The organism is Prevotella bivia DSM 20514 (assembly GCF_000262545.1).
In the GTDB taxonomy this organism is placed as follows: domain Bacteria; phylum Bacteroidota; class Bacteroidia; order Bacteroidales; family Bacteroidaceae; genus Prevotella; species Prevotella bivia.
This window is the reverse complement of the sequence record NZ_JH660660.1, coordinates 888,862-909,179: the sequence shown is the minus strand read 5'-3', so window position 1 is coordinate 909,179 and position 20,318 is coordinate 888,862. Positions and strand designations below refer to the sequence as shown.

Genomic DNA, 20,318 nt, shown 5'->3' with positions numbered 1-20,318 from the left:
TCTATTTTTGTGTTATGATGTATGGAAATATATTCAAATGAGTATCACATCGTTTTGCAAATATACTATCTTATTCTTAATTAGGCAAACCCTCTTTATATTTTCTCTATGGTCAGCACTTGGTTGCAATACTCTACCACTGCAGGACGATGAGTTATAAATATCACGGTTTTATCGTGATGAGCGAGGATGTTTTTAAGCAATTGTTTCTCCGTTTCTGGGTCGAGTGCTGATGTTGCTTCATCAAAGATCATAATGCTCTTATCCCTCAACAATGATCGAGCTATGGCAATGCGTTGTGCTTGCCCCTCGCTCAAGCCTCCACCTTGCTCCGAACACACCGTATCAAGTCCATTGGGCAGATTGAGAACAAAGTCGGCACAACTCTTTTTTAAAGCCTTGTTCATCTCCTCTTCAGTAGCATTTTCCTTGCCCATTTTGAGGTTTTCACGAATGGTTCCGCTCATTAGCGTATTTCCTTGAGGTACATATACGAAGTTGGTGCGCATCAATGGGTTTAGTTCCATACGTTCTTCTCTGCCATATATTTCTACGCTACCCGATGTCGGCTTTAGCAATGCTAGAAGTATTCGTATCAAAGTAGTCTTTCCCGACCCTGTTTCGCCTAGCACAGCAGTACATGATCCCGGGTGAAAATCGAAGCTAAGATCCTTGATTACAGGAGTATCGGCATCGAAATATTGGTAGGATATGTTGTTTAACTTTATACCACATGGTGCTTCTAGCTCAATAGCGTCGCCCTGTTTCTCAAGTGGTACTTCCTCTAATTCCATTAAACGCTCTGCTGCTGTGAATACAGACACGAAAGCAGGTACCAACTGTGTGAGTTGTCTAGCTGGCGATTGTATCTTATTTACGAGCTGTAAGAAAGCTGTCATTCCACCAAAGGTAAGTGTTCCCGCTGATAAACGAAAGGCTGCCCAAGCAAAGGCGATGAGGTAGCCCAACACGAAACCAAACTGAAGGACTGTGCTTGAGAATATTGAAAACTTTGTTTTCTTCACTACCTTTTTACGCAATTTGTTTTGTGTTGTTTCTAGGCGATTAACAATAAAGTCGTCGCTTTCTAGCGTTTTTATCAACACACGATGCTGAATACTTTCTTGGAGAACACTTTGTACCTTTGAGTCGGAAGTGCGAACATCTTTTACCAATCGGCGCATCTGTCTTACATACACTCGGCTCAACAATATAAAAAAAGGTACCATAGCGATGATAACAATTGCTAATCGCCAATCCATCAATGCTAAATAGGTAAATGCACCTATGAAAAGGGTTAGGGTAGAGAGCGAATTGGGAATGGTTTCAGTGAGGAAAGTTACGACATTGGTTACGTCAAATTCTAGTCGGTTGAGCACATCTCCACTATGATAACTATCCCTTCCTTTCCATTCCGAACGTAGCATTCTATCTAGTAGCTGCTGTTGCATTCTGTTTTGTGCCTTTATTCCTAGCAAATTTCTTACCCAAATGGAGGCAACGTGCAATCCGAAATCAGCAAAGAAGAGTATACCAAGTACAACAACAGCCATCACGATGCTACCAGATATTACATGCGAAGATACATCAATGGCATGCTGCATGCCCCACACCACAGTTAGCGAAACCATTACTCCTAGCAAACCTATTATGGCATTGATCATAGCTTGAGTGCGGTTACCTTTCCAAGCAAGCCATAACCAAGCATAAATTTCTTTGGTAGAATATTTCGTTTCGGGTATCCTTAGTAGGTTTTTTAGCTTTTTGTTCATATTATTCATTCATGAAAAATATTTTTCTAGTAGTGGATTTTTTATTTCCTCATTAATACTTTTTATTTAGATAGCTTACCACCCAGCTTTCTTGTATCAGCTCCCCACATCAGTTTTTCGCGTAAAGTTCTAAAGAAAGTATTGTTTTTAGGCTTTAGTATCTTCACTTTGTAAGGTGCTTTGCGAATGGTTAAGGTGGTACCTTCTTTCATTTTTACAGATCTTCCGTCGATAGCAACGAGAAAATTGTGGCTTCTACTCTCCACTTCTAACGTTATTTCAGCCTCATCACTAATAACGATAGGGCGAATATTAAGACTATGTGGTGCTACAGGCGTTATGCTTAGCGTGCTAGTTTGAGGCACCATTATAGGACCACCAATCGATAACGAGTAAGCTGTCGATCCTGTTGGCGTACTTATTACTAAGCCATCGGCAAGGTAAGCAGTAAGAAATTCTCCATTGATAGCCATACGGATAGAGATCATAGCAGCCATATCTCGTTTCAGAATAGCAATATCGTTGAGAGCAAAAGGATTAATGATAATTTCTCGATCAGGACATTCCAACTTAATTACCGCACGTTCCTCCACACTAAACTCATTAGCATAAATGTTGTCAATCGTGAGGTTTAGTTCCTCTTGTGGTATATTAGCAAGAAAGCCCAGTCGCCCCATATTTACGCCAATGATAGGGACTTGCAAACTTCCTGTACGCCCTATTGCTCTTAAAAAAGTTCCATCGCCCCCCAAAGAGATAATGAAATCCACCGAAAAGTCAATCACTTCAAAGGCACAAATATCTCGCTTTGCTTCCCGATCTATGCTCGAAGCAAAGGCATTAAGAAAATATTTCTCAACGTATATAGTAGCATTTTTCGATCGAAGTTTCTCGATTAGCTCGCTTATTCGGTTTGATTTTGCTGCTCCCGACTTGCTTCCAAATATTGCAAAGCTGAGCTTCTTTTCTGTCATAAAAAGTAGATGTTTTATAAATCTTTAGTCTTGCTATCCGCACTAAGCCACGAATATTTAGTACATTTGCAAGAGATATTACTTGCAAAAGTATAGTTTTTTATTCAATTTATAATCGTAAAAATAAAATATTATGGCTAAAGTTTATGAGTTTCTAGCTACTGGCTTTGAGGAAATGGAAGCCATTGCACCTATAGATATTCTTCGCCGAGGTGGTGTTGAGGTATGTCTTGTGAGCGTAACGGGCAACAAGATGGTGCGTTCTTCACATGGAGTAAACATCGAAGCAGATGCTTTGTTAGAGGATATTGCAAACTTTGACGATGCCGATATGATGCTTCTACCCGGCGGTATGCCTGGTTCTACTAACCTTAATGAGCATGAAGGCGTACGAAAAGTTTTACTAGAGCAGTTTGAAAGTGGAAGATTGCTAGGTGCTGTGTGTGCAGCTCCGCTTGTTTTTGCTTCTATTGGCATTCTGAACGGTAAGAAAGCCACGATCTATCCAGGTATGGAAGCATATCTTATCAATGGAGCTGAACCTACAGGAGCATTAGTTCAGGTAGATGAAAACGTAACTACAGGTGCTGGACCAGTAGCTGTTTTGCCATACGCTTACCAACTATTAAGCTATTTTGTGCCTGCCTCAGAGGTAGAAAAAGTAAAGGAAAGCATGCTATATAATAAGGTGCTTGCCAGCGCAAAATAACCGATTATGGAGAAATATGCTATTATCGTAGCAGGGGGCAAGGGCTTACGTATGGGCGGAGAAGTGCCAAAACAGTTTTTGCCAGTAGCTGGTTTGCCCGTGTTAATGCGCACTATTAAGCGATTTCATGCCTATGATCCCACGTTGAAAATAATCCTTGTTTTGCCCAAAGAGCAACAAGCGTATTGGCAACGTTTGTGCGAAGAATACCAATTTACCGACGATTACCAGCTAGCCAATGGTGGAGCAACACGCTTTCAGTCGTCGAAGAATGGCTTACAGCTTATCCCCGACAACGCCGATGGCTATGTAGCCATTCACGACGGAGTGCGTCCTTTCGTTTCTATTGATACCATTTTGCGATGCTTTGAGGCTACACTCACCAGCCAAGCAGTGATTCCCGTACTCAATGTTAACGACACTTTGCGTCATATTTCACAAGATGGTAGTGGTGAGAATGTGCAACGAAGCGAGTATCGTTTGGTACAAACGCCACAAGTATTCGATATTTCTCTCGTTAAAAGAGCCTATCAACAAGAAGAAAACGATGGTTTCACCGACGATGCTAGTGTGGTGGAAAGCCTCGGACAAAAGGTGGAAATGGTGGAAGGAAATCGTGAGAATATCAAGCTTACAACACCTTTCGACCTCAAAGTGGCAGAGGTAATTTGCCAAAATGAAAGCAATCATAAATAATAAGAAGATAACATTTTGCTAGACATACTCGATCAAGACATTATGTATTTGCCTGGTGTGGGACCTCGGCGAAAGGATATACTAAGTAAAGAACTTGGTATAAACACTTATCGTGACTTGTTAGAGTATTATCCTTATAAGTATATCGACCGCACAAAGGTGTATCTTATTTCTGAACTTTCACAAGATATGCCTTTCGTACAAATCAAAGGCAAGATCCTTAGCTTTGAGGAATACGACATGGGAAGGCGTAAGAAGCGCATCATAGCACATTTCTCCGATGGGCACGGAGTGTGCGATTTGGTATGGTTTAATGGTACACAATACGTTTACAAAAACTATCAAGTAGGCAAGGAATATGTAGTGTTTGGAAAGCCCGGGTTTTACAATGGGCGTTTCCAATTTACTCACCCCGATATAGATGATGCTTCCCAATTGCAGCTCAACGATATGGGTATGCAGCCTTTCTATGTTACAACAGAGAAGATGAAGAATGCTTCTCTTTCCTCGCGTGCTATGGAAAAGCTCACAAAAGTACTCATTTCTAAGCTTACCACCCCCTTAGAAGAAACGCTTCCTCCCTTTATTACCACCCATCTTCATCTCATTTCGCGCGATGAAGCTTTCCGAAAAATACATTATCCTAAGAGCGTTGAGGACACCCAGCGTGCCAGAATGCGCTTAAAGTTTGAAGAATTGTTTTATGTTCAGCTCAATATTCTGCGCTATGCTAGCGACCATCATCGCAAATATAGAGGCTATGCGTTTAAGCGAATAGGCGAGCAATTCAATTGGTTCTATCATCATAACCTCCCCTTTGCACTTACCAATGCGCAGAAACGTGTTATGAAAGAGATCCGTGCCGATATGGGAAGTGGACGGCAAATGAACCGCCTTTTGCAGGGCGATGTTGGCTCTGGTAAAACGCTTGTAGCACTGATGTCAATGCTTATAGGTGTTGATAATGGTTTTCAGGCTTGCCTAGTGGCTCCTACAGAGATATTGGCAGAGCAACATTTGCAAACCATCCGTGAATTTCTCCATGGTATGAACCTCCGTGTAGAGCTACTTACAGGCATTGTAAAAGGTAAGAAGCGCAAGGCAATATTGGAGGGATTGGTAGATGGTACCATTCATATTTTGGTGGGAACACATGCTATTTTAGAAGAAACTGTCGCCTTTCAAAAGTTAGGTGTAGCAGTTATTGATGAGCAGCATCGCTTTGGTGTGGCACAGCGCGCACGCCTTTGGACAAAAAGCGAGCAACCTCCACACGTGCTAGTAATGACCGCTACCCCCATTCCTCGCACCCTTGCTATGACCATTTATGGCGATTTGGACGTGAGTATCATCGACGAATTGCCTCCAGGACGTAAACCCATTGCAACCATTCATAAATATGACGACCAAACAACGAGTCTTTATCAAGGCATTCGGCAGCAGATACTGCGAGGTCGGCAGGTGTATATTGTATTCCCGCTCATAAAAGAAAGCGAGAAGAGCGACCTTAAAAACCTCGAAGAAGGGTATATTACGCTCAAAGAAGCCTTTCCCGAATTTCACCTTAGCAAGATCCATGGCAAGATGAAAGATAAGGAAAAGGAAGAAGAGATGCAGAAGTTTGTTTTAGGACAAACGCAAATACTTGTGGCTACAACAGTAATAGAGGTAGGTGTAAACGTGCCTAATGCCTCGGTAATGGTAATTCTTGATGCCCAGCGTTTCGGACTATCACAGTTGCATCAGTTGCGTGGTCGTGTAGGCAGAGGTGCCCAACAGAGCTATTGCATCTTAGTAACCAATCATAAACTCACCAAAGAAACCAAGAAACGCATTGATGTAATTTGTGGTACAAACGATGGATTTGAAATAGCAGAAGCCGACTTAAAGCTTCGTGGTCCTGGCGATTTGGAAGGTACACAGCAAAGTGGTATAGCGTTCGACTTAAAGATAGCCGATATAGCACGTGATGGGCAGTTGGTGCAAATGGCACGTGATGAGGCTAGAAATATCATTGAAACCGATCCTACTTGTAATAAATCAGAATATCAAATGCTTTGGAGCAGACTAAAAACGTTAAGAAAAACTAATATAAACTGGGCTGCTATCTCATAACAGCAATATTGCATTTTAACTACAAAATATCTCTCATACCCCCTGTTTATAGTAGTTACAAAGCCTTTTATGACTATCACAAGTGTGTTAATATTGCTATAAAAACTGTTAAGGTGCAAGTGGAAAGGCATATTTTTTTTATCTTTGCAAAGTAGGCTTGATTTTGATGACCTTTTGTAATGTTCATCTTTCCTATTTCAGCCACCATAACTTAACCTTTTTGCTCCTACCTTTTGATAAGTAAGAAGCGTATAAAAAGTAGTATATTTTTATGATAATAAAGAATATAATAAAAACGATATTCCTTAGTTCTGTATTGGCTTTTTCAGCCCAATCTGCTAAAGCACAAGATCGATTAGCTTTGCAAGCACCTGTTGACAGACGCGTTAATACGCTTGACACTATGGTCATCAATAGGCTAAAAGAGGCAGAAGAAAAGGAAGAGCCAGCATCAGACTTATACGATGATTGGAATAATACCTATGCACATCGTCAGACTACTCTTCCTGATGTTTACAAAATTGATCTCCGTGGTTTTGTAATACCAACACCTAGCCGTGTGATTACAAGTAACTTTGGTCGCCGTTGGGGGCGTAATCATCAAGGAATGGATATTAAAGTATATATCGGCGATACCATACGTTCGGCTTTTTCTGGGCGAGTTCGTATCGTAAAATATAATGCTAATGGTTATGGAAAATACATTGTTATTCGACATAACAATGGTTTAGAGACAATCTATGGACATCTCTCACGCCAATTAGTAAGAGAAAATCAGTATGTACAAGCAGGGCAACCTATTGGGCTTGGAGGTAATACTGGGCGTTCTACAGGCTCGCATCTTCATTTTGAAACGCGTCTTTGTGGTGTAGCTTTAAACCCAGCTCTTTTCTTCGACTTTGCTAATCAAGATGTAACAGGCGACTATTATGTGTACCGCCGTAGCAATATCTCTAGCGAGTCGGCTCGTGCTACAGCACTTCGCGGCACTAGCTCAAGCCTTCCTTACTCGCGTCGGAATATACAAGGTGATGGTAGCTATCGAACATGCCCAAAGACTTATACAAATATGAACGCTGAAGAGTATAACACCGACTATTCTAGTCGTACGCCACAAACTACTTATAGCAACACTAGTGAGCGATTATTCTATCACAAAGTGTCAGATAGCGAAACATTGGCTTCTATAGCCGAACAGCATGGAATAACCGTTGAACAGCTTTGTCGCATGAATGGTCTGAGTAAGTTTACTCGCCCACGAGCAGGTCAATTGCTGAAAATTACAAAGTAAGCCCTACTTATACATAATACTAACGCCCTCAGAAAGTTTTAACTTCTGAGGGCGTTTTGTATGATACATAAAGGCTATAAAACCTATGCTATAGTGTAAAAGGCATTATGTTTTTATAGAATTCGCAGAACGATAGCCTATAGGTTATTTAGCATTATCCACTAAACTGCAACAATAAAAATACATCTTCTCGCTTTTACTATACTACACTATAGATACTGAAATCACAAGATGAATAACTTGGTAGAATCAACTCTAAAATGGTCATTGCATATTGACTTCTACAATATACAATGACCATTTTTTGGGGTAAAATATATAAGTTTTCGCGCTAAGTAAACTTATCAAAAATTATCACTTCCTTATTCCTGTAGGTTTATAAGCATCATAATCTATTGTATGTAGCACTATTCTATGCTTTTTAGCATTATAATTATTAGATAAGAAATCACGTGAAGATTTATACCATTTAGTCGAAATACCACCGATACCAAGAATTGTATGCGAAATATCATCTGTTATAATCGGAACATGCTTACTCGCTAAAGCTTTTTCATAAATATCTTTATGAAGCTTTTTATAACTATCAGACATCCAGATAAATAATGGTACACGTATTTGGTATTTTAAATTTGGAGATAATGAAGCGTTACCATGCCCATTGTAATCTCGTACTTCAAAAACTTCTTCGCCATGATCTGAAAAATGAATAAGAATAGTGTTCGTATCCTTAAACTTTTGGATCAGAGAGCTAATGACAAAATCATTATATAAAGTGGCATTATCATATTGTGCTATCAACTCTCGCTGATCTTCATTCCAACGATTAGCGTCATAATCTTTAGCCTTAAATTTGTTCCATGAATTAGGATATTTCGTAGAATAAGTATAATGCTGCCCTAAAAGATGAACTACATAAAGTGAGGCATTATCTACTATTTTTATACTCTTAATAAGCTCTTCATCATACCTAAATTTCGTCTCATTACGATCTGTGAACATTATCTTAGACAATTCAGGAGAAGAAAGAAAATTAATTCCTCCTACAAAATACTGATTGTCATAACAATGCACTTTATACATACTATTCTTATAAACTGCTGGGAACAGAGGAGTGCTACCAAAAGCTGTACCCATAGAATCTAAAGAAAATATCGACTTCATTACTCCATGTGTATGATCATCAACAGACACTACATCGTCAAAAGCGATTAAACTACCTTGATTTTCTAGTTGCTTTAATTTGGGAGTAGTATGATGATCATATCCAAATAACTCCGAATGATATACCGAAGAAGATTCTCCTATTAACACAATTACGTTTGGTTTATCATCAAACGTTGAAGATCCTTTTACTTTTTTACATACTGCACACAGCTTTACAATATCCCCTTCACGATCTTTGGAAATCTTGTAAGAATATAAAATACGAGTTATAGAGGTATATTGTGGAATTGAAAAACCATTATGGAATAATATATAACTAAACGCCATAAAAGTCCATACAGCAACTCCACACAAAGATAAAATAGAAAAGACAATACTTAATTTCCTAAAATAGGATAAAATTGCAGCTAATCGAATTAGTAATAAAACAAGGATAACAATTCCAAATATAATACTTATAATAAGCCCAAATGACAAATAAGTATGTAAAAACTCTAAAGTTTCGACAGGATTAGTCTCTCGTATAATATCTATTTTATCTTGATTTAAAGTTGTTTGAAAGTAAAAAAGACAAAAATAATCGCATAAAATCAAAAAGATGTGCCCCCCACTCATCAAGACCAAATAAGCCTTTGAAAGCCATTTAAAACGCACTAACGCACGAAAAAGCACCACCTCTATCATGGAAGTTGTGACCGATAAACAGATCATTATTAATAAGGGTATCGATGTTCGATCTGTATAAAAATAAGAGCAGTTAGATATTAAGTTCAATAAAAGAAAATAAAAGAAAACTTTATTATTAAAGCAAGACAAATAGCTATCATAAAATTGCTTTCCCTTTATCTTTAATGGTATACAGAAACGCTGTAACATAATTATTATAACCTTAATTCCGCAGTATTTTTTCTTGTGAGAAAATTTTATATGTTGAGGTGTCTTTTGGGGACTCTATATGTTGATGTGAGGTGCTTTGGTGTTTCTTGGGTCTTTTCTAAGCATAAAATCCCCCACCCAAACCAATGGGGAATATTAAAACCACAAAGAAGTGATGTTTATTCAATGAAGACCTCAAAGTAGTAGGTTTTATTTGTATACAGGTTCAGAACGTGCTGCCTTCCCGTTCTCACCCATTTTGCTGGCACGCTGACAAAATGGAGGATAAAGGCTTTCAGCCTGCTTGTCTTTTTCAATGGCTTGACCTTTTCGCTGATATGACGGACGAGATAGAGATAGAAGTTCTTCAGCATGGCGGTAACCATCATGAAAACCATGTTCTCAGCCATAAAGGAAAAGGGCAGATGTGCCCAGCCGAAGTCATTGTTCTGTATGTCGAAGTTCTTTTCACCCGCTCCACGTTCATTATAAAACGTAATGATGTCCTTCTCGGTAGACACCCAGTCGTTGGTGAGGATACAGCGGTATGTGTATATTACTCCGAACATATCCGTCTGCTCACTGCCATCCTTGCCTTTCAAAGGACTACGCTGTACGACGAGCCTGTATGACTTTCCTTCTATCAAGCTGTCTATGCTGACGGATGTGACATCGCATTTCTCATAGCCAACCTCAACGTCTTTCCATTCCTTCAACTGTTGGAAATTCTCGTAGCGACTGCCGCAGTTGGCAGCACGAATGTAGAACGTGTTGCAGCGCTGCTCTACGGTTTGGATGATTTCCTTTGAGAACGACCCGCAGTCAGCACGGAAACGCTCTATTACCACACCAAGTTCTGAGGTTACACGGTCCATAATGCGACGGAGCGTGTCCTCCTGATGGAATTTCACATTGGTGTTTCCGTCACGGTTCTCACCTCCGACTATGATTCCCCCAATGGAAGCCCAACCAGGAAAATAGCCAAGGTCCTGCTTATAAGAATACTTAGCATCGAACTTGTGGGCTGGAACGAACTGGTGGTCAAAGTCCAGGTCAACATGGCTGCCCACCTTTATAAGCCCCATTCTCCGTATCATCCGTAATAGTAAGGTGTTCAGCTTCTCTGCCGTGTTGAAACTATACGACTTGTCGGAGGTTTCGCTCTTATAAATAATGTTCTCTTCAGCAAGCTCCTTTAGTCCGCGCCCCACAGTGTCGGCACCGGGTAACAGCGTATCAGGTCTCTGCTTGAACTGCCCTATAAGTGCATTGATGTCCTCAAGGCATTCTCCACCACAAAGGTAGCTGAAGAAGAGAGAGCCGAAAATACTTCCATGGCTGAATGCCTTGCCGCTACTTCCACGTTTGCCCAATACGGATTCGGTAAGTTTTTCAAAGCCCAACTTTGAGAAAACGTCCATAATGTGATAAATTCCACCGAAAGAAGTGATATTCTCGTTTTTAATTGCTACCTTTGTCATGTCAGATATTTGCTTACTTGTTATGTTTACAGCACTAAGATAGGTGAAATTTCTGACATATCCAAGTGTTTTGAGAACTTTGTTTCTCAGGCACTTGGAGTTCTTACAAGAATTTATGCTGCGGAATTAAGGTATAATAAAAAATAGTTAATACTTTATTGTAATGTTTACTTTTCAATCAAGCACACAGCATAAGCAGCAATGCCCTCCTCTCTACCTACGAAGCCCATTTTTTCGGAAGTAGTGGCTTTGATAGAAATAGCATCTTCGTCGCATCCAATGACCTCCGCCATACACTTTACCATAGCGGTAATATGTGGATTTATTTTAGGACGTTCAGCACAGATAGTAGCATCAATATTGCCTAAATGGTAGCCTTTCGACTGAATAAGCTCCATAGTCTTACGAAGAATGATCTTTGAGTCCATATCTAGCGTTGCATCTGACGTATCGGGGAAATGAAACCCTATATCTCGCATATTTGCAGCACCCAGCAATGCATCACAAATAGCATGTATCAACACATCAGCATCGCTATGTCCTAACAAGCCTAAGCTATGCTCTATTTGTATTCCTCCTAAAAAAAGCTTGCGTCCTTCCACTAAACGATGAACGTCATATCCCATTCCTACTCGTATCATAAGCTGCTGTATTATGTGATTTCTATGCTTTTAATGGCACAGAAAGGTGGTTTATTTACAATTAAAATCTAGCACTTTACGGTCTTCTATATAGCCTTCTAAATGGTCATCAATATGAACTGGGCCACAACCCGTAGGGCAACCCGTGAAGAGAATATCCCCTGTTTTAAGCGTAAAGTATTGGCTAATATAGCTAATGAGCGTGTCTATTTTATAAAACATATCACTCGTGCAGCCCTCTTGTACGGTATTTCCATTGATGTCAAGATGGAAACGAAGCCGTTGAAGATCGATGAACTTCTCTTTTGGGATCCATTCTCCGAGGGCAGCAGCACCATCAAAGCTTTTAGCAAGTTCCCACGGTAAGCCTTTTGCCTTTAACTTAGCTTGTAGCTCACGAGCAGTGAAATCAATACCAACGGTTACCGCATCGTAATAACGCGATGCGAAACGCTCAGAAACAGTTTTACCGAGCTTATTGATACGCACAACCACCTCAGTTTCATACTCTATATGCCCAAGATCGTCAGGGATAAAGAAAGGTTTGTGATCCTTCAGCAAAGACGAGTCAGCCTTTAAAAAGATAACTGGATTTTCGGTCTTTGAGCTATCCCCATGCAACACCTTATTGTGTTGTGGATAGTTCATACCCACTGCAAATATTTTCATTGTTTGAAGTTAAAGTAAACAAAAAAGGAGTTATAGGAGCCTTTCATTATGCCCTATAACTCCATGTATTTCAATCTCAAAAGAGATTTGTTTCGTTATATTTTGCTTAACGAGAATTAGTCAGCAGCAAGAGAGAAACGCTTGTAATCTGTGATCTTCAAGCCCTTAGCCTGTGCTTCCAACCAATCGCCTACACTAATCTTATCGCCTTCTGTGAACTGGAATTCCTGATCAACCAAGCAGTTCTCCTTGAAGAACTTAGCCAAACGACCCTTAGCAATGTTCTCAATCATATTCTGATTAAGGTTTGCAGCCTTTTCAGCACCTACTGTTTTGCGGATCTCGATAGCCTTGTCAGCCTCTTCACGTGTCAACCAACCCTTGTTGATATTTGACTCAATGTGATCGTCGCTATCTACCAAGTTAGCATTGATACCAGCCTTCTTAATAGCAGCAACTACAGCCTTCTCTACCTGCTCTTCCTTAGTTTTCTCTACAGCGATACGATATTCCTCGTCTTTCTGTGCCTGTGAAACAGAAGCTTCATCAAGAGCCACTGGCTTCATAGCAGCTACCTGCATTGCAACCTTATGCCCTGCATCCTCATTGCTATCGCTCAACTGAACCATAGTAGCAAGAGTGTGCTTGTTCATGTGGTCGTAAACAGATACGTTTGCACCTTCCATATAGTTGTAACCATCAAGCTCCATCTTCTCACCTGTTACACCAGAACGCTGCTGAACAGCTGTTGCAGCATCCTCACCATTAGCAAGTTTCAAAGCCTTTACTTCATCAAGTGTCTTAACCTTAGCAGCTACAGCAGCGTCAAGGATTTCCTTAACAAGTGCTATAAAGTCGGCACCATTAGCAACGAAGTCGGTCTCACACTTAATAGCTACCATAGCAGCAAAGTCGCCTTCTTGCTTAACAAGAACGCAACCGTTAGATGTTTCGCGGTCAGAACGCTTTGCAGCAATAGCCAAACCACGCTCACGAAGCAACTCCTTAGCCTTATCAAAGTCGCCTTCAGCCTCAGTTAGTGCCTTCTTAACATCTGCAAGCCCAGCTCCTGTCATTGCGCGGAGCTTCTTAATATCATCAATAGATACAGCCATTTTGTAATATCTCCTTTTAAGTATTTTATAAAAATGGGCGTTGGTGAATGATTAATGCGGCAATTATCTCACCGTCATGCACTCACCAGCGCCCACATGTCTCTTTTAATTATTCAGCAGCTGGTGCCTCTTCCTTTTCTGCTTTGCGAGCAGCACGCTTTGGTTTAGCCTCAGCAGCCACCTCAGCTTGCTCAGCAGCAGCTTTCTCGTCAGCCTTCTCAGCCTTACGCTCTTCCAAACCTTCAGCGATAGCAGCACAACAAGCAGATAGGATAACCTCTACAGAATCCTTAGCATCGTCGTTAGCAGGGATAACATAATCTACATTCTTAGGATCAGAGTTTGTATCTACGATAGCAAACACAGGGATACCAAGACGGTTAGCTTCCTTAACAGCGATGTGTTCCTTCATTACGTCGATAACGAATAGTGCAGAAGGAAGACGTGTCAAATCAGAGATTGAACCAAGGTTCTTCTCTAGCTTAGCACGCTGACGTGAGATCTGAAGAAGCTCACGCTTTGATAGGTTTGAGAATGTACCATCGTTCATTAACTTGTCGATGTTCGTCATTTTCTTTACGGCCTTACGGATCGTAGGGAAGTTAGTTAGCATACCGCCAGCCCAACGCTCGTTTACGTATGGCATATTAACAGCTGCTGCCTTATCGGCTACAACTTCCTTAGATTGTTTTTTAGTAGCAACGAACAAGATCTTCTTGCCGCTCTTAGCGATGCCCTTTAGAGCCTCTGCAGCTTCGTCAATCTTAGCTACAGTCTTATGAAGATCAATGATGTGAATACCGTTACGCTCCATAAAAATATAAGGAGCCATAGCTGGATTCCACTTACGACGAAGGTGTCCGAAATGACAACCAGCCTGCAATAATTGGTCAAAATTTGTTCTTGACATTTTCTTTTGAATTTCTTTGTTTACTTTCTTTTTAATTCTTTCGTGGCAAATAAGCTTTGCCAAGCTTGGTTAGAATCAACTGGCGGGTAGTTCCCCGATAAGAAATCTCGTCAGTTTAGATGCTAAACTCAAGCGTTTTCCTTTAACAAGCTACTCGTAAATTAAGCAGCCCATAAAATATTAACGCTTGCTGAACTGGAAGTGAGCACGAGCCTTTGGCTGACCTGGCTTCTTACGTTCTACCTCACGGCTATCGCGAGTTAGGAAGCCCTGAGCCTTCAATGCTTTCTTATCTTCCGCATTAATCTTTACCAATGCGCGAGCAATCGCTAAGCGAAGTGCTTGGCTCTGACCTGTGAAACCTCCACCATAAAGATTAACTTTAATATCATACTGACCTTCAACACCTAGCAATACCAATGGCTGCTTTACTACATACTGTAGAATAGCTGATGGGAAGAATTCAGTTAAATCTTTCTTATTAATTGTGATCTTACCGGTACCTTCAGAAAGGTAAATACGAGCTACTGCGCTCTTACGGCGACCAATTGCGTTTATTACTTCCATCTTTCTTTATTATTTATACTGGTTAATATCAATTGCCTTTGGCTTTTGAGCCTCTAAACCGTTTAGCTCTGTACCCTTAATTACATAAAGGTTATTAAGCAAATGACGACCTAAAATACCCTTTGGTAGCATACCCTTTACTGCGTGGCGGATCATCTTATCGATACCGTTATCGCGCTTGCGAAGCTGTGCAGGAGTATTAAAACGCTGACCACCAGGATAACCAGTGTAACGTGTGTAAACCTTGTCAGTTTCTTTCTTACCTGTGAAAACGACTTTGTCTGCGTTAATGATAATAACATTGTCTCCACAATCTACATGAGGAGTGAAAGTTGGTTTGTACTTACCGCGAAGCAATTTAGCTACTTTAGAGCAAAGGCGACCAACTACTTGTTCGCTAGCGTCGACTACGACCCACTCTTTCTTAGCTGTTTCCTTGTTTACGGAAATAGTCTTGTAACTTAAAGTGTCCATTTTAAAAATTAAATTTTACTACTAAAAAACGTTTTTATTAATTCACGCACATGCTTTTCCTAACCACATAGCCCGGCCAAAGACTATGTTATTAACACGTAACGTATGGGATTCTAAGAAAATCCCCATAATAATCGGACTGCAAAGGTACTAATTAATGATGTGAAAAGAGAGATAGCATTTTGAGAGATAGTATTTTTATAAATTATTAACTATAATATTCAGCAAAGAGCAAACCACTATTCACTTGAACTTACCTTAAAAACTTGCGTATGCCAAAAAGAATTAAAAATGAGTGGCTTTGTGCTTATGTCCTCAATAAAAACATCTAGTTTCACTAATTTTGCAACAAATTTTCAAAAGCCATAAACTTAATTATTCTAACAATAACATTACCAAAAACAAAAAACAATGAGATTTAAAAACATTTTATGTATGCTACTCGCTTCATCTATGAGCACTTTGGCATGGGCTGGCAATAACATAAGTATGGTGGTAGGCACTTATACAGGCAGTGGTAGCCAAGGTATCTACTCCTTTTCATTCGATCAAGAAACAGGAATTGCTACCAAGCAAGCCAACCTTATGCTGACTAATCCTTCGTACCTCACGATTTCACAGAATGGAAAATTTATCTATGCGGTGAGCGAAGTGGGTAATACTAATGCTACACTTAGTGCTATTAGCTTCAACAAAAAAACAGGTAAGATGATACTATTAAACTCGGAACCTACCCACGGTGAGGATCCTTGCTATGTGGAGCTGGGCAACGGCTTTGCACTTACGGCTAATTATAGCGGTGGCACTATGTCGTACTTTCCGCTTTTATTAAATGGGGAGGTAGGACCTAACTATGCGCTTTTTAAAGGCACTAAAAACGTTACCGACCTTGGGCGTCAGCATCTGCCCCACATTCATTGCACAAAGATTGCCTACGATGGCTATATATTTGCCACTGACTTCAGTGGGGATAAAATTCTTGCTTATTCGTTCGACAAGACAAAGAAAAAGATCGTTCCACAAGGTATTGCTGCAAAAATAGAAGAACACTCGGGACCTCGCCATCTTATTTTCTCGAAGAATGGCGCACATGCCTACCTTATTAATGAGTTATCGGGGAAGGTAACTGCCTTCAATTATGTTAACGGAAAATTGGGCTTCCTACAATCTATTGTTTCAGATGAAGCGCATGCAAAAGGGGCAGCCGATATTCATCTTTCTCCTGATGGGCAATTCCTTTACACTAGCAACCGCCTTAAAAACGATGGTATCACAATATTTCGTGTGGCAGCAAATGGCAGATTGACACGCGTAGGCTATCAGCAAACGGGTATTCACCCACGCAACTTTGCCATCACTCCAAATGGTAAATTCCTCTTGGTGGCTTGCCGCGACTCGAATAAAATACAAGTTTTCCGCCGCGATGCCACAACAGGCTTACTAGAAAATACACAGCAGGATATTGAGCTTAGCAAACCAGCTTGCATCAAGTTTGTTCCTGCTTCAGAGTAATTCCAATAAGAATCTTCTCCCTATCTGAGAAGATTTACAGAGTTATCCCTTTATTTAACAAGATTAACAAGATTGACCAAACCCCATAACTAAGCACTTCAATCTTGTAAATCTTGTTAAAGATAACACACTAAAACTTGTCCCCCCTACCTCAAGCCCCCTCAAGACTTTTTTTGTTAAAGCCTTATTGAGGCTTATGAGCTTTCTCAAGTGCTAACAGCTTCACTTTTCTCTCAACACCACCACCGTAACCGCATAGTTTTCCACTAGCAGCTATCACCCGATGACAAGGCACTATGATTGCGATAGGGTTAGCATGATTAGCCCCTCCTACTGCCCTTACCGCTTTAGGCATACCCATTCGGCGGGCTTCCTCTCCATAAGACACGGTTTCACCGTATGGAATGTTACAGAGAGTAGCCCATGCCTTACGCTGAAAATCGGTGCCTTCAAGCAATAGTGGTAGATCGAATTGTGTACGATTGCCTGCAAAATATTCGTCTAACTGCTTACAAGCCTCTGCTAATAAAGGGCGAGCATTGCGTTGCACAAGTACACAATTGGCAAAATCATCGAAATAATCGGTATTTTGCCAGCCACAACCGCATATTTTATTATTCCGTTCTGCGACAAAAAAAGGAGATCCCAAAGCGGAGATTAAACAGTAATAAATAGGATTCTTGGAGCGTTGTTTCTTTGCCATAGCGCTATTATTGTGTCTATAAGGACAACCTTTCTTAAAGTAAAAGCTCACCTTTATTTTATCAAAACATTACCTATTGATTATCAAACAGTTACCTTTTAAGCTGAAAAATAAATTATTTTTAAAGTAAAAACAATTTATTTTTACTCGCTTTTTAATTTATTTTTCAAACAAAAAGATTATCTTTTACTAAACTATAGATAAGCTTTCACTAAACTATAGATAAGCTTTTACTAGAAGAAAGATAACCTTATGTCATTTTATAGATGATATTTTGTCGTTTTAATCAAAGTCGTTACCTTTGTCAAAGGTACAAAATATTCGATGAAATGGAACATTTTTGCACAAAAAAGCCGAACAGTAGCTATATTTTTCGCTACTGTTCGGCTCTGTTTATAGGATACTATTAAGGCTTATAAAAAAGATCGAGACAGGATACAGCTACTTCCTAGTCTCGATCTTGATGATTAGTAAATTGCTAAATGCCTACTTTACTGCGCATTAATTTCCTTCAACAGGCGGTCAGCATGCCCCCACTTATCCATCAAGTAGAGTACGAAACGAATATCAACACCTATGCAGCGAGCAAGCTTACGGTCGAAGTTGATGTCGCTAGAAAGGCTATCCCAGTTGCCATCAAAAGCTAGACCGATTACCTCGCCCTTACCATTAAAGATAGCAGAACCAGAGTTACCACCCGTAATATCATTGTTGGTTAGGAAGCAAAGCTGCATCTTACCTGTGGTCTTATCGGCATATTTACCATAGTCTTTCTGACTCATAAGATCCATCATAATAGGTTCTACCTTGTATTCCTCTACTTCGTTGGCACGCTTCATCTTCTCAACGATGCTTTCGGCAGTGGTGTAATAGTTGCTATCCCAAGAGCCTAACTGATAGCCTCCCACCTGACCGTAAGAGAGACGCATAGTGAAGTTAGCATCACTATAGTGTGGCATATCCATCTCCATCTCTACCTTTGCTTGGCAAAGCTTCTTCTCTTGAAGTTCGATTTCTTCTTGTGTATCGGCTTTCTGAATATTGATTTGGCGGAACATATCAAACAATTGCTTACCTACTATAAAGCCCGGGTCTTTAAATAGCTGCTTGCTGCGAACATAGAACTTAACGCCCGGAGTGAGCAACTTAGACTTCTTATATAACCACTCGGTATATTTTTTATAATCGCCACCAAACTTTGTCTTGATCGTTTTTAAGAAAGCAGGCTGATATTCGCCTGGCACTTGTTCGGCATAGTCCTTTAACATGGCAGCAGTCATTTCCTTATCAAGAGCTAGGTTCCACGTTTTTGAGTTGTCCTCAAATACACCATATTGTTTTTTATCGCCGTCTTTGCCCTCAAACTTCATACCTCTACCACGAGCGATATTGATAGCACGTGTAAATAACTCTGAAGTATTCCAAAACGATTCTATCCAATAAGTAGTAGCCTTTGTTGGTGCAGCCACCTTTGTATATAGCTGTGCGAGCTTTTCAAAATCGACATTAGTACGATCGTCTTGTGTCGTTTTTTCCTTCAACCACTTTTGGATTTTCTCCTCATACTGTAGCTTTTGGCGAATAAGCCCGATGGAATCGATACATTTGTTCATACCCATTGAGTTCTTCCAATAGTTGGCTGCTCCCACATACTTATCTTCATAATTAATACGTGTAGCCTCATCAGCATCCATATATTTCTTCATGATAGCTAGCTTAATATCGCGAGAGTGAACACGTGCTGTGTTATCAATGCGACGTTGCTGGATACCGTATGAAGAAAGGTAACGATTGGTAGAGCCAGGATAGCCCACTGTCATAGCAAACGACTTTTCTTGATAGCCTTGCATACTAACAGGTGCCCAGTGTGCAGGGTGGTATGGCACATTGTCCTTTGAGTATTCAGCAGGACCATTGGTCTTAGGATCGGCATAAATACGGAATACAGAGAAGTCGCAAGTTTGTCGAGGCCACATCCAGTTATCGGTTTCACCACCAAATTTACCCATACTCTTTGGTACGGTAAACACAAGACGGAGATCGTTGAACACCTGATAGGTAGTGGCGTAATACTTGTTACCCTCATAGAAAGGATCTATTTCGACATGGAAACTCTTATCTATCTTCTTAGCTTCGGCGGTCATGGCATTGGTAAGCGAGTCGAGGATTTCGGCTGTTTTATCAGCATTCTTACCAGCGATAAGCGTGTTTACACGATCGGTAATATCCTCTTGCTTCTTCATAAACTGCACGAACATATTCTCATTAGGCAATTCTTCACTAAAGTCTTTTGCGTAGAAACCATTGAGCATATAGTCGTGTTCTACTGTAGAGTGTGCATTGATAGCACCAAAACCGCAGTGGTGGTTGGTGAAAACTAAGCCATCTGGCGAAACAACAACGCCTGAACAGAAGCCAGAAAAGTTAACAACAGTGTTGCTAATAGCGTTTGGAGCGCCATAAAGCATATCTTGAGGCAATGTAAAGCCTTCGCTTTGCATAGCCTGAAACACAGGTTGTGGCAGATTGTAGAGTGTCCACATACCTTCATCAGCATGCACACTACCCAATGACAACAAACCTGCAACGAGTAAAGTTAGTTTTTTCATATACAACTTAATTAAAGTTATTGGATAAAGTTTTGTT

The 20,318-nt window shown here is 40.3% G+C and carries 17 protein-coding genes; 5 read left to right on the top strand and 12 right to left on the bottom strand.

What is annotated here, in order from left to right; genetic code table 11:
- Positions 1-95 precede the first annotated feature (95 nt).
- The gene (locus PREBIDRAFT_RS06160; protein ID WP_036875645.1) at positions 96-1,772 is read right to left on the bottom strand and encodes an ABC transporter ATP-binding protein; all 1,677 of its coding nucleotides are present in this window, start codon (positions 1,770-1,772) and stop codon (positions 96-98) included.
- A 62-nt stretch (positions 1,773-1,834) separates the two neighbouring features.
- Positions 1,835-2,746 (bottom strand): NAD kinase, encoded by a 912-nt coding sequence (locus PREBIDRAFT_RS06155; RefSeq protein ID WP_004336343.1) that lies wholly within the window; start codon positions 2,744-2,746, stop codon positions 1,835-1,837.
- 133 nt (positions 2,747-2,879) lie between these two features.
- On the opposite strand from PREBIDRAFT_RS06155, the gene PREBIDRAFT_RS06150 reads away from it, so the two are divergent.
- The 4 genes from PREBIDRAFT_RS06150 to PREBIDRAFT_RS06135 all read left to right on the top strand — a co-directional run bounded on the left by PREBIDRAFT_RS06150 (position 2,880) and on the right by PREBIDRAFT_RS06135 (position 7,557).
- A complete protein-coding gene (locus PREBIDRAFT_RS06150) occupies positions 2,880-3,455 on the top strand; it encodes a DJ-1 family glyoxalase III (protein ID WP_004336341.1) in 576 nt (191 codons plus the stop codon).
- Positions 3,456-3,461: 6 nt separating this feature from the next.
- Positions 3,462-4,151 (top strand): 2-C-methyl-D-erythritol 4-phosphate cytidylyltransferase, encoded by a 690-nt coding sequence (locus tag PREBIDRAFT_RS06145; protein WP_004336339.1) that lies wholly within the window; start codon positions 3,462-3,464, stop codon positions 4,149-4,151.
- Positions 4,152-4,166: 15 nt separating this feature from the next.
- A complete protein-coding gene (gene recG, locus PREBIDRAFT_RS06140; protein ID WP_004336337.1) occupies positions 4,167-6,266 on the top strand; it encodes an ATP-dependent DNA helicase RecG in 2,100 nt (699 codons plus the stop codon).
- Positions 6,267-6,537: 271 nt separating this feature from the next.
- Complete coding sequence (locus tag PREBIDRAFT_RS06135; protein WP_004336335.1) at positions 6,538-7,557, top strand: peptidoglycan DD-metalloendopeptidase family protein; 1,020 nt, start codon at positions 6,538-6,540, stop codon at positions 7,555-7,557.
- A gap of 354 nt (positions 7,558-7,911) precedes the next feature.
- Here PREBIDRAFT_RS06135 and PREBIDRAFT_RS06130 read toward each other — a convergent pair whose 3' ends face one another.
- The 8 genes from PREBIDRAFT_RS06130 to rplM all read right to left on the bottom strand — a co-directional run bounded on the left by PREBIDRAFT_RS06130 (position 7,912) and on the right by rplM (position 15,457).
- The gene (locus PREBIDRAFT_RS06130) at positions 7,912-9,600 is read right to left on the bottom strand and encodes a phosphoethanolamine transferase (protein ID WP_004336334.1); all 1,689 of its coding nucleotides are present in this window, start codon (positions 9,598-9,600) and stop codon (positions 7,912-7,914) included.
- Positions 9,601-9,779: 179 nt separating this feature from the next.
- On the bottom strand, positions 9,780-11,081 hold the full coding sequence (locus PREBIDRAFT_RS06125; protein ID WP_004339183.1) for an IS1380 family transposase: 1,302 nt from the start codon (positions 11,079-11,081) through the stop codon (positions 9,780-9,782).
- Between the two features lie 167 nt (positions 11,082-11,248).
- The gene (ispF, locus tag PREBIDRAFT_RS06120; RefSeq protein ID WP_004336426.1) at positions 11,249-11,722 is read right to left on the bottom strand and encodes a 2-C-methyl-D-erythritol 2,4-cyclodiphosphate synthase; all 474 of its coding nucleotides are present in this window, start codon (positions 11,720-11,722) and stop codon (positions 11,249-11,251) included.
- Between the two features lie 51 nt (positions 11,723-11,773).
- Positions 11,774-12,391, bottom strand: a complete 618-nt coding sequence (locus tag PREBIDRAFT_RS06115; RefSeq protein ID WP_004336427.1) for a fumarylacetoacetate hydrolase family protein — start codon at positions 12,389-12,391, stop codon at positions 11,774-11,776.
- 116 nt (positions 12,392-12,507) lie between these two features.
- Entirely contained in the window at positions 12,508-13,506 is a 999-nt protein-coding gene (tsf, locus tag PREBIDRAFT_RS06110) for a translation elongation factor Ts (RefSeq protein ID WP_004336428.1), read from the bottom strand.
- 109 nt (positions 13,507-13,615) lie between these two features.
- Positions 13,616-14,416: a 30S ribosomal protein S2 gene (gene rpsB / locus PREBIDRAFT_RS06105; RefSeq protein ID WP_004339485.1), complete on the bottom strand. Its 801-nt coding sequence runs from the start codon at positions 14,414-14,416 to the stop codon at positions 13,616-13,618.
- Positions 14,417-14,596: 180 nt separating this feature from the next.
- Entirely contained in the window at positions 14,597-14,983 is a 387-nt protein-coding gene (gene rpsI / locus PREBIDRAFT_RS06100; RefSeq protein ID WP_004336430.1) for a 30S ribosomal protein S9, read from the bottom strand.
- A 9-nt stretch (positions 14,984-14,992) separates the two neighbouring features.
- Complete coding sequence (gene rplM, locus PREBIDRAFT_RS06095) at positions 14,993-15,457, bottom strand: 50S ribosomal protein L13 (protein WP_004336431.1); 465 nt, start codon at positions 15,455-15,457, stop codon at positions 14,993-14,995.
- 411 nt (positions 15,458-15,868) lie between these two features.
- Here rplM and PREBIDRAFT_RS06090 point away from each other — a divergent pair, with 411 nt between their 5' ends.
- The gene (locus PREBIDRAFT_RS06090) at positions 15,869-16,969 is read left to right on the top strand and encodes a lactonase family protein (protein WP_036862692.1); all 1,101 of its coding nucleotides are present in this window, start codon (positions 15,869-15,871) and stop codon (positions 16,967-16,969) included.
- Between the two features lie 184 nt (positions 16,970-17,153).
- Here PREBIDRAFT_RS06090 and PREBIDRAFT_RS06085 read toward each other — a convergent pair whose 3' ends face one another.
- Entirely contained in the window at positions 17,154-17,672 is a 519-nt protein-coding gene (locus PREBIDRAFT_RS06085) for a methylated-DNA--[protein]-cysteine S-methyltransferase (RefSeq protein ID WP_004336433.1), read from the bottom strand.
- Between the two features lie 491 nt (positions 17,673-18,163).
- Positions 18,164-20,281 (bottom strand): S46 family peptidase, encoded by a 2,118-nt coding sequence (locus PREBIDRAFT_RS06080; RefSeq protein ID WP_004336434.1) that lies wholly within the window; start codon positions 20,279-20,281, stop codon positions 18,164-18,166.
- Positions 20,282-20,318 lie beyond the last annotated feature (37 nt).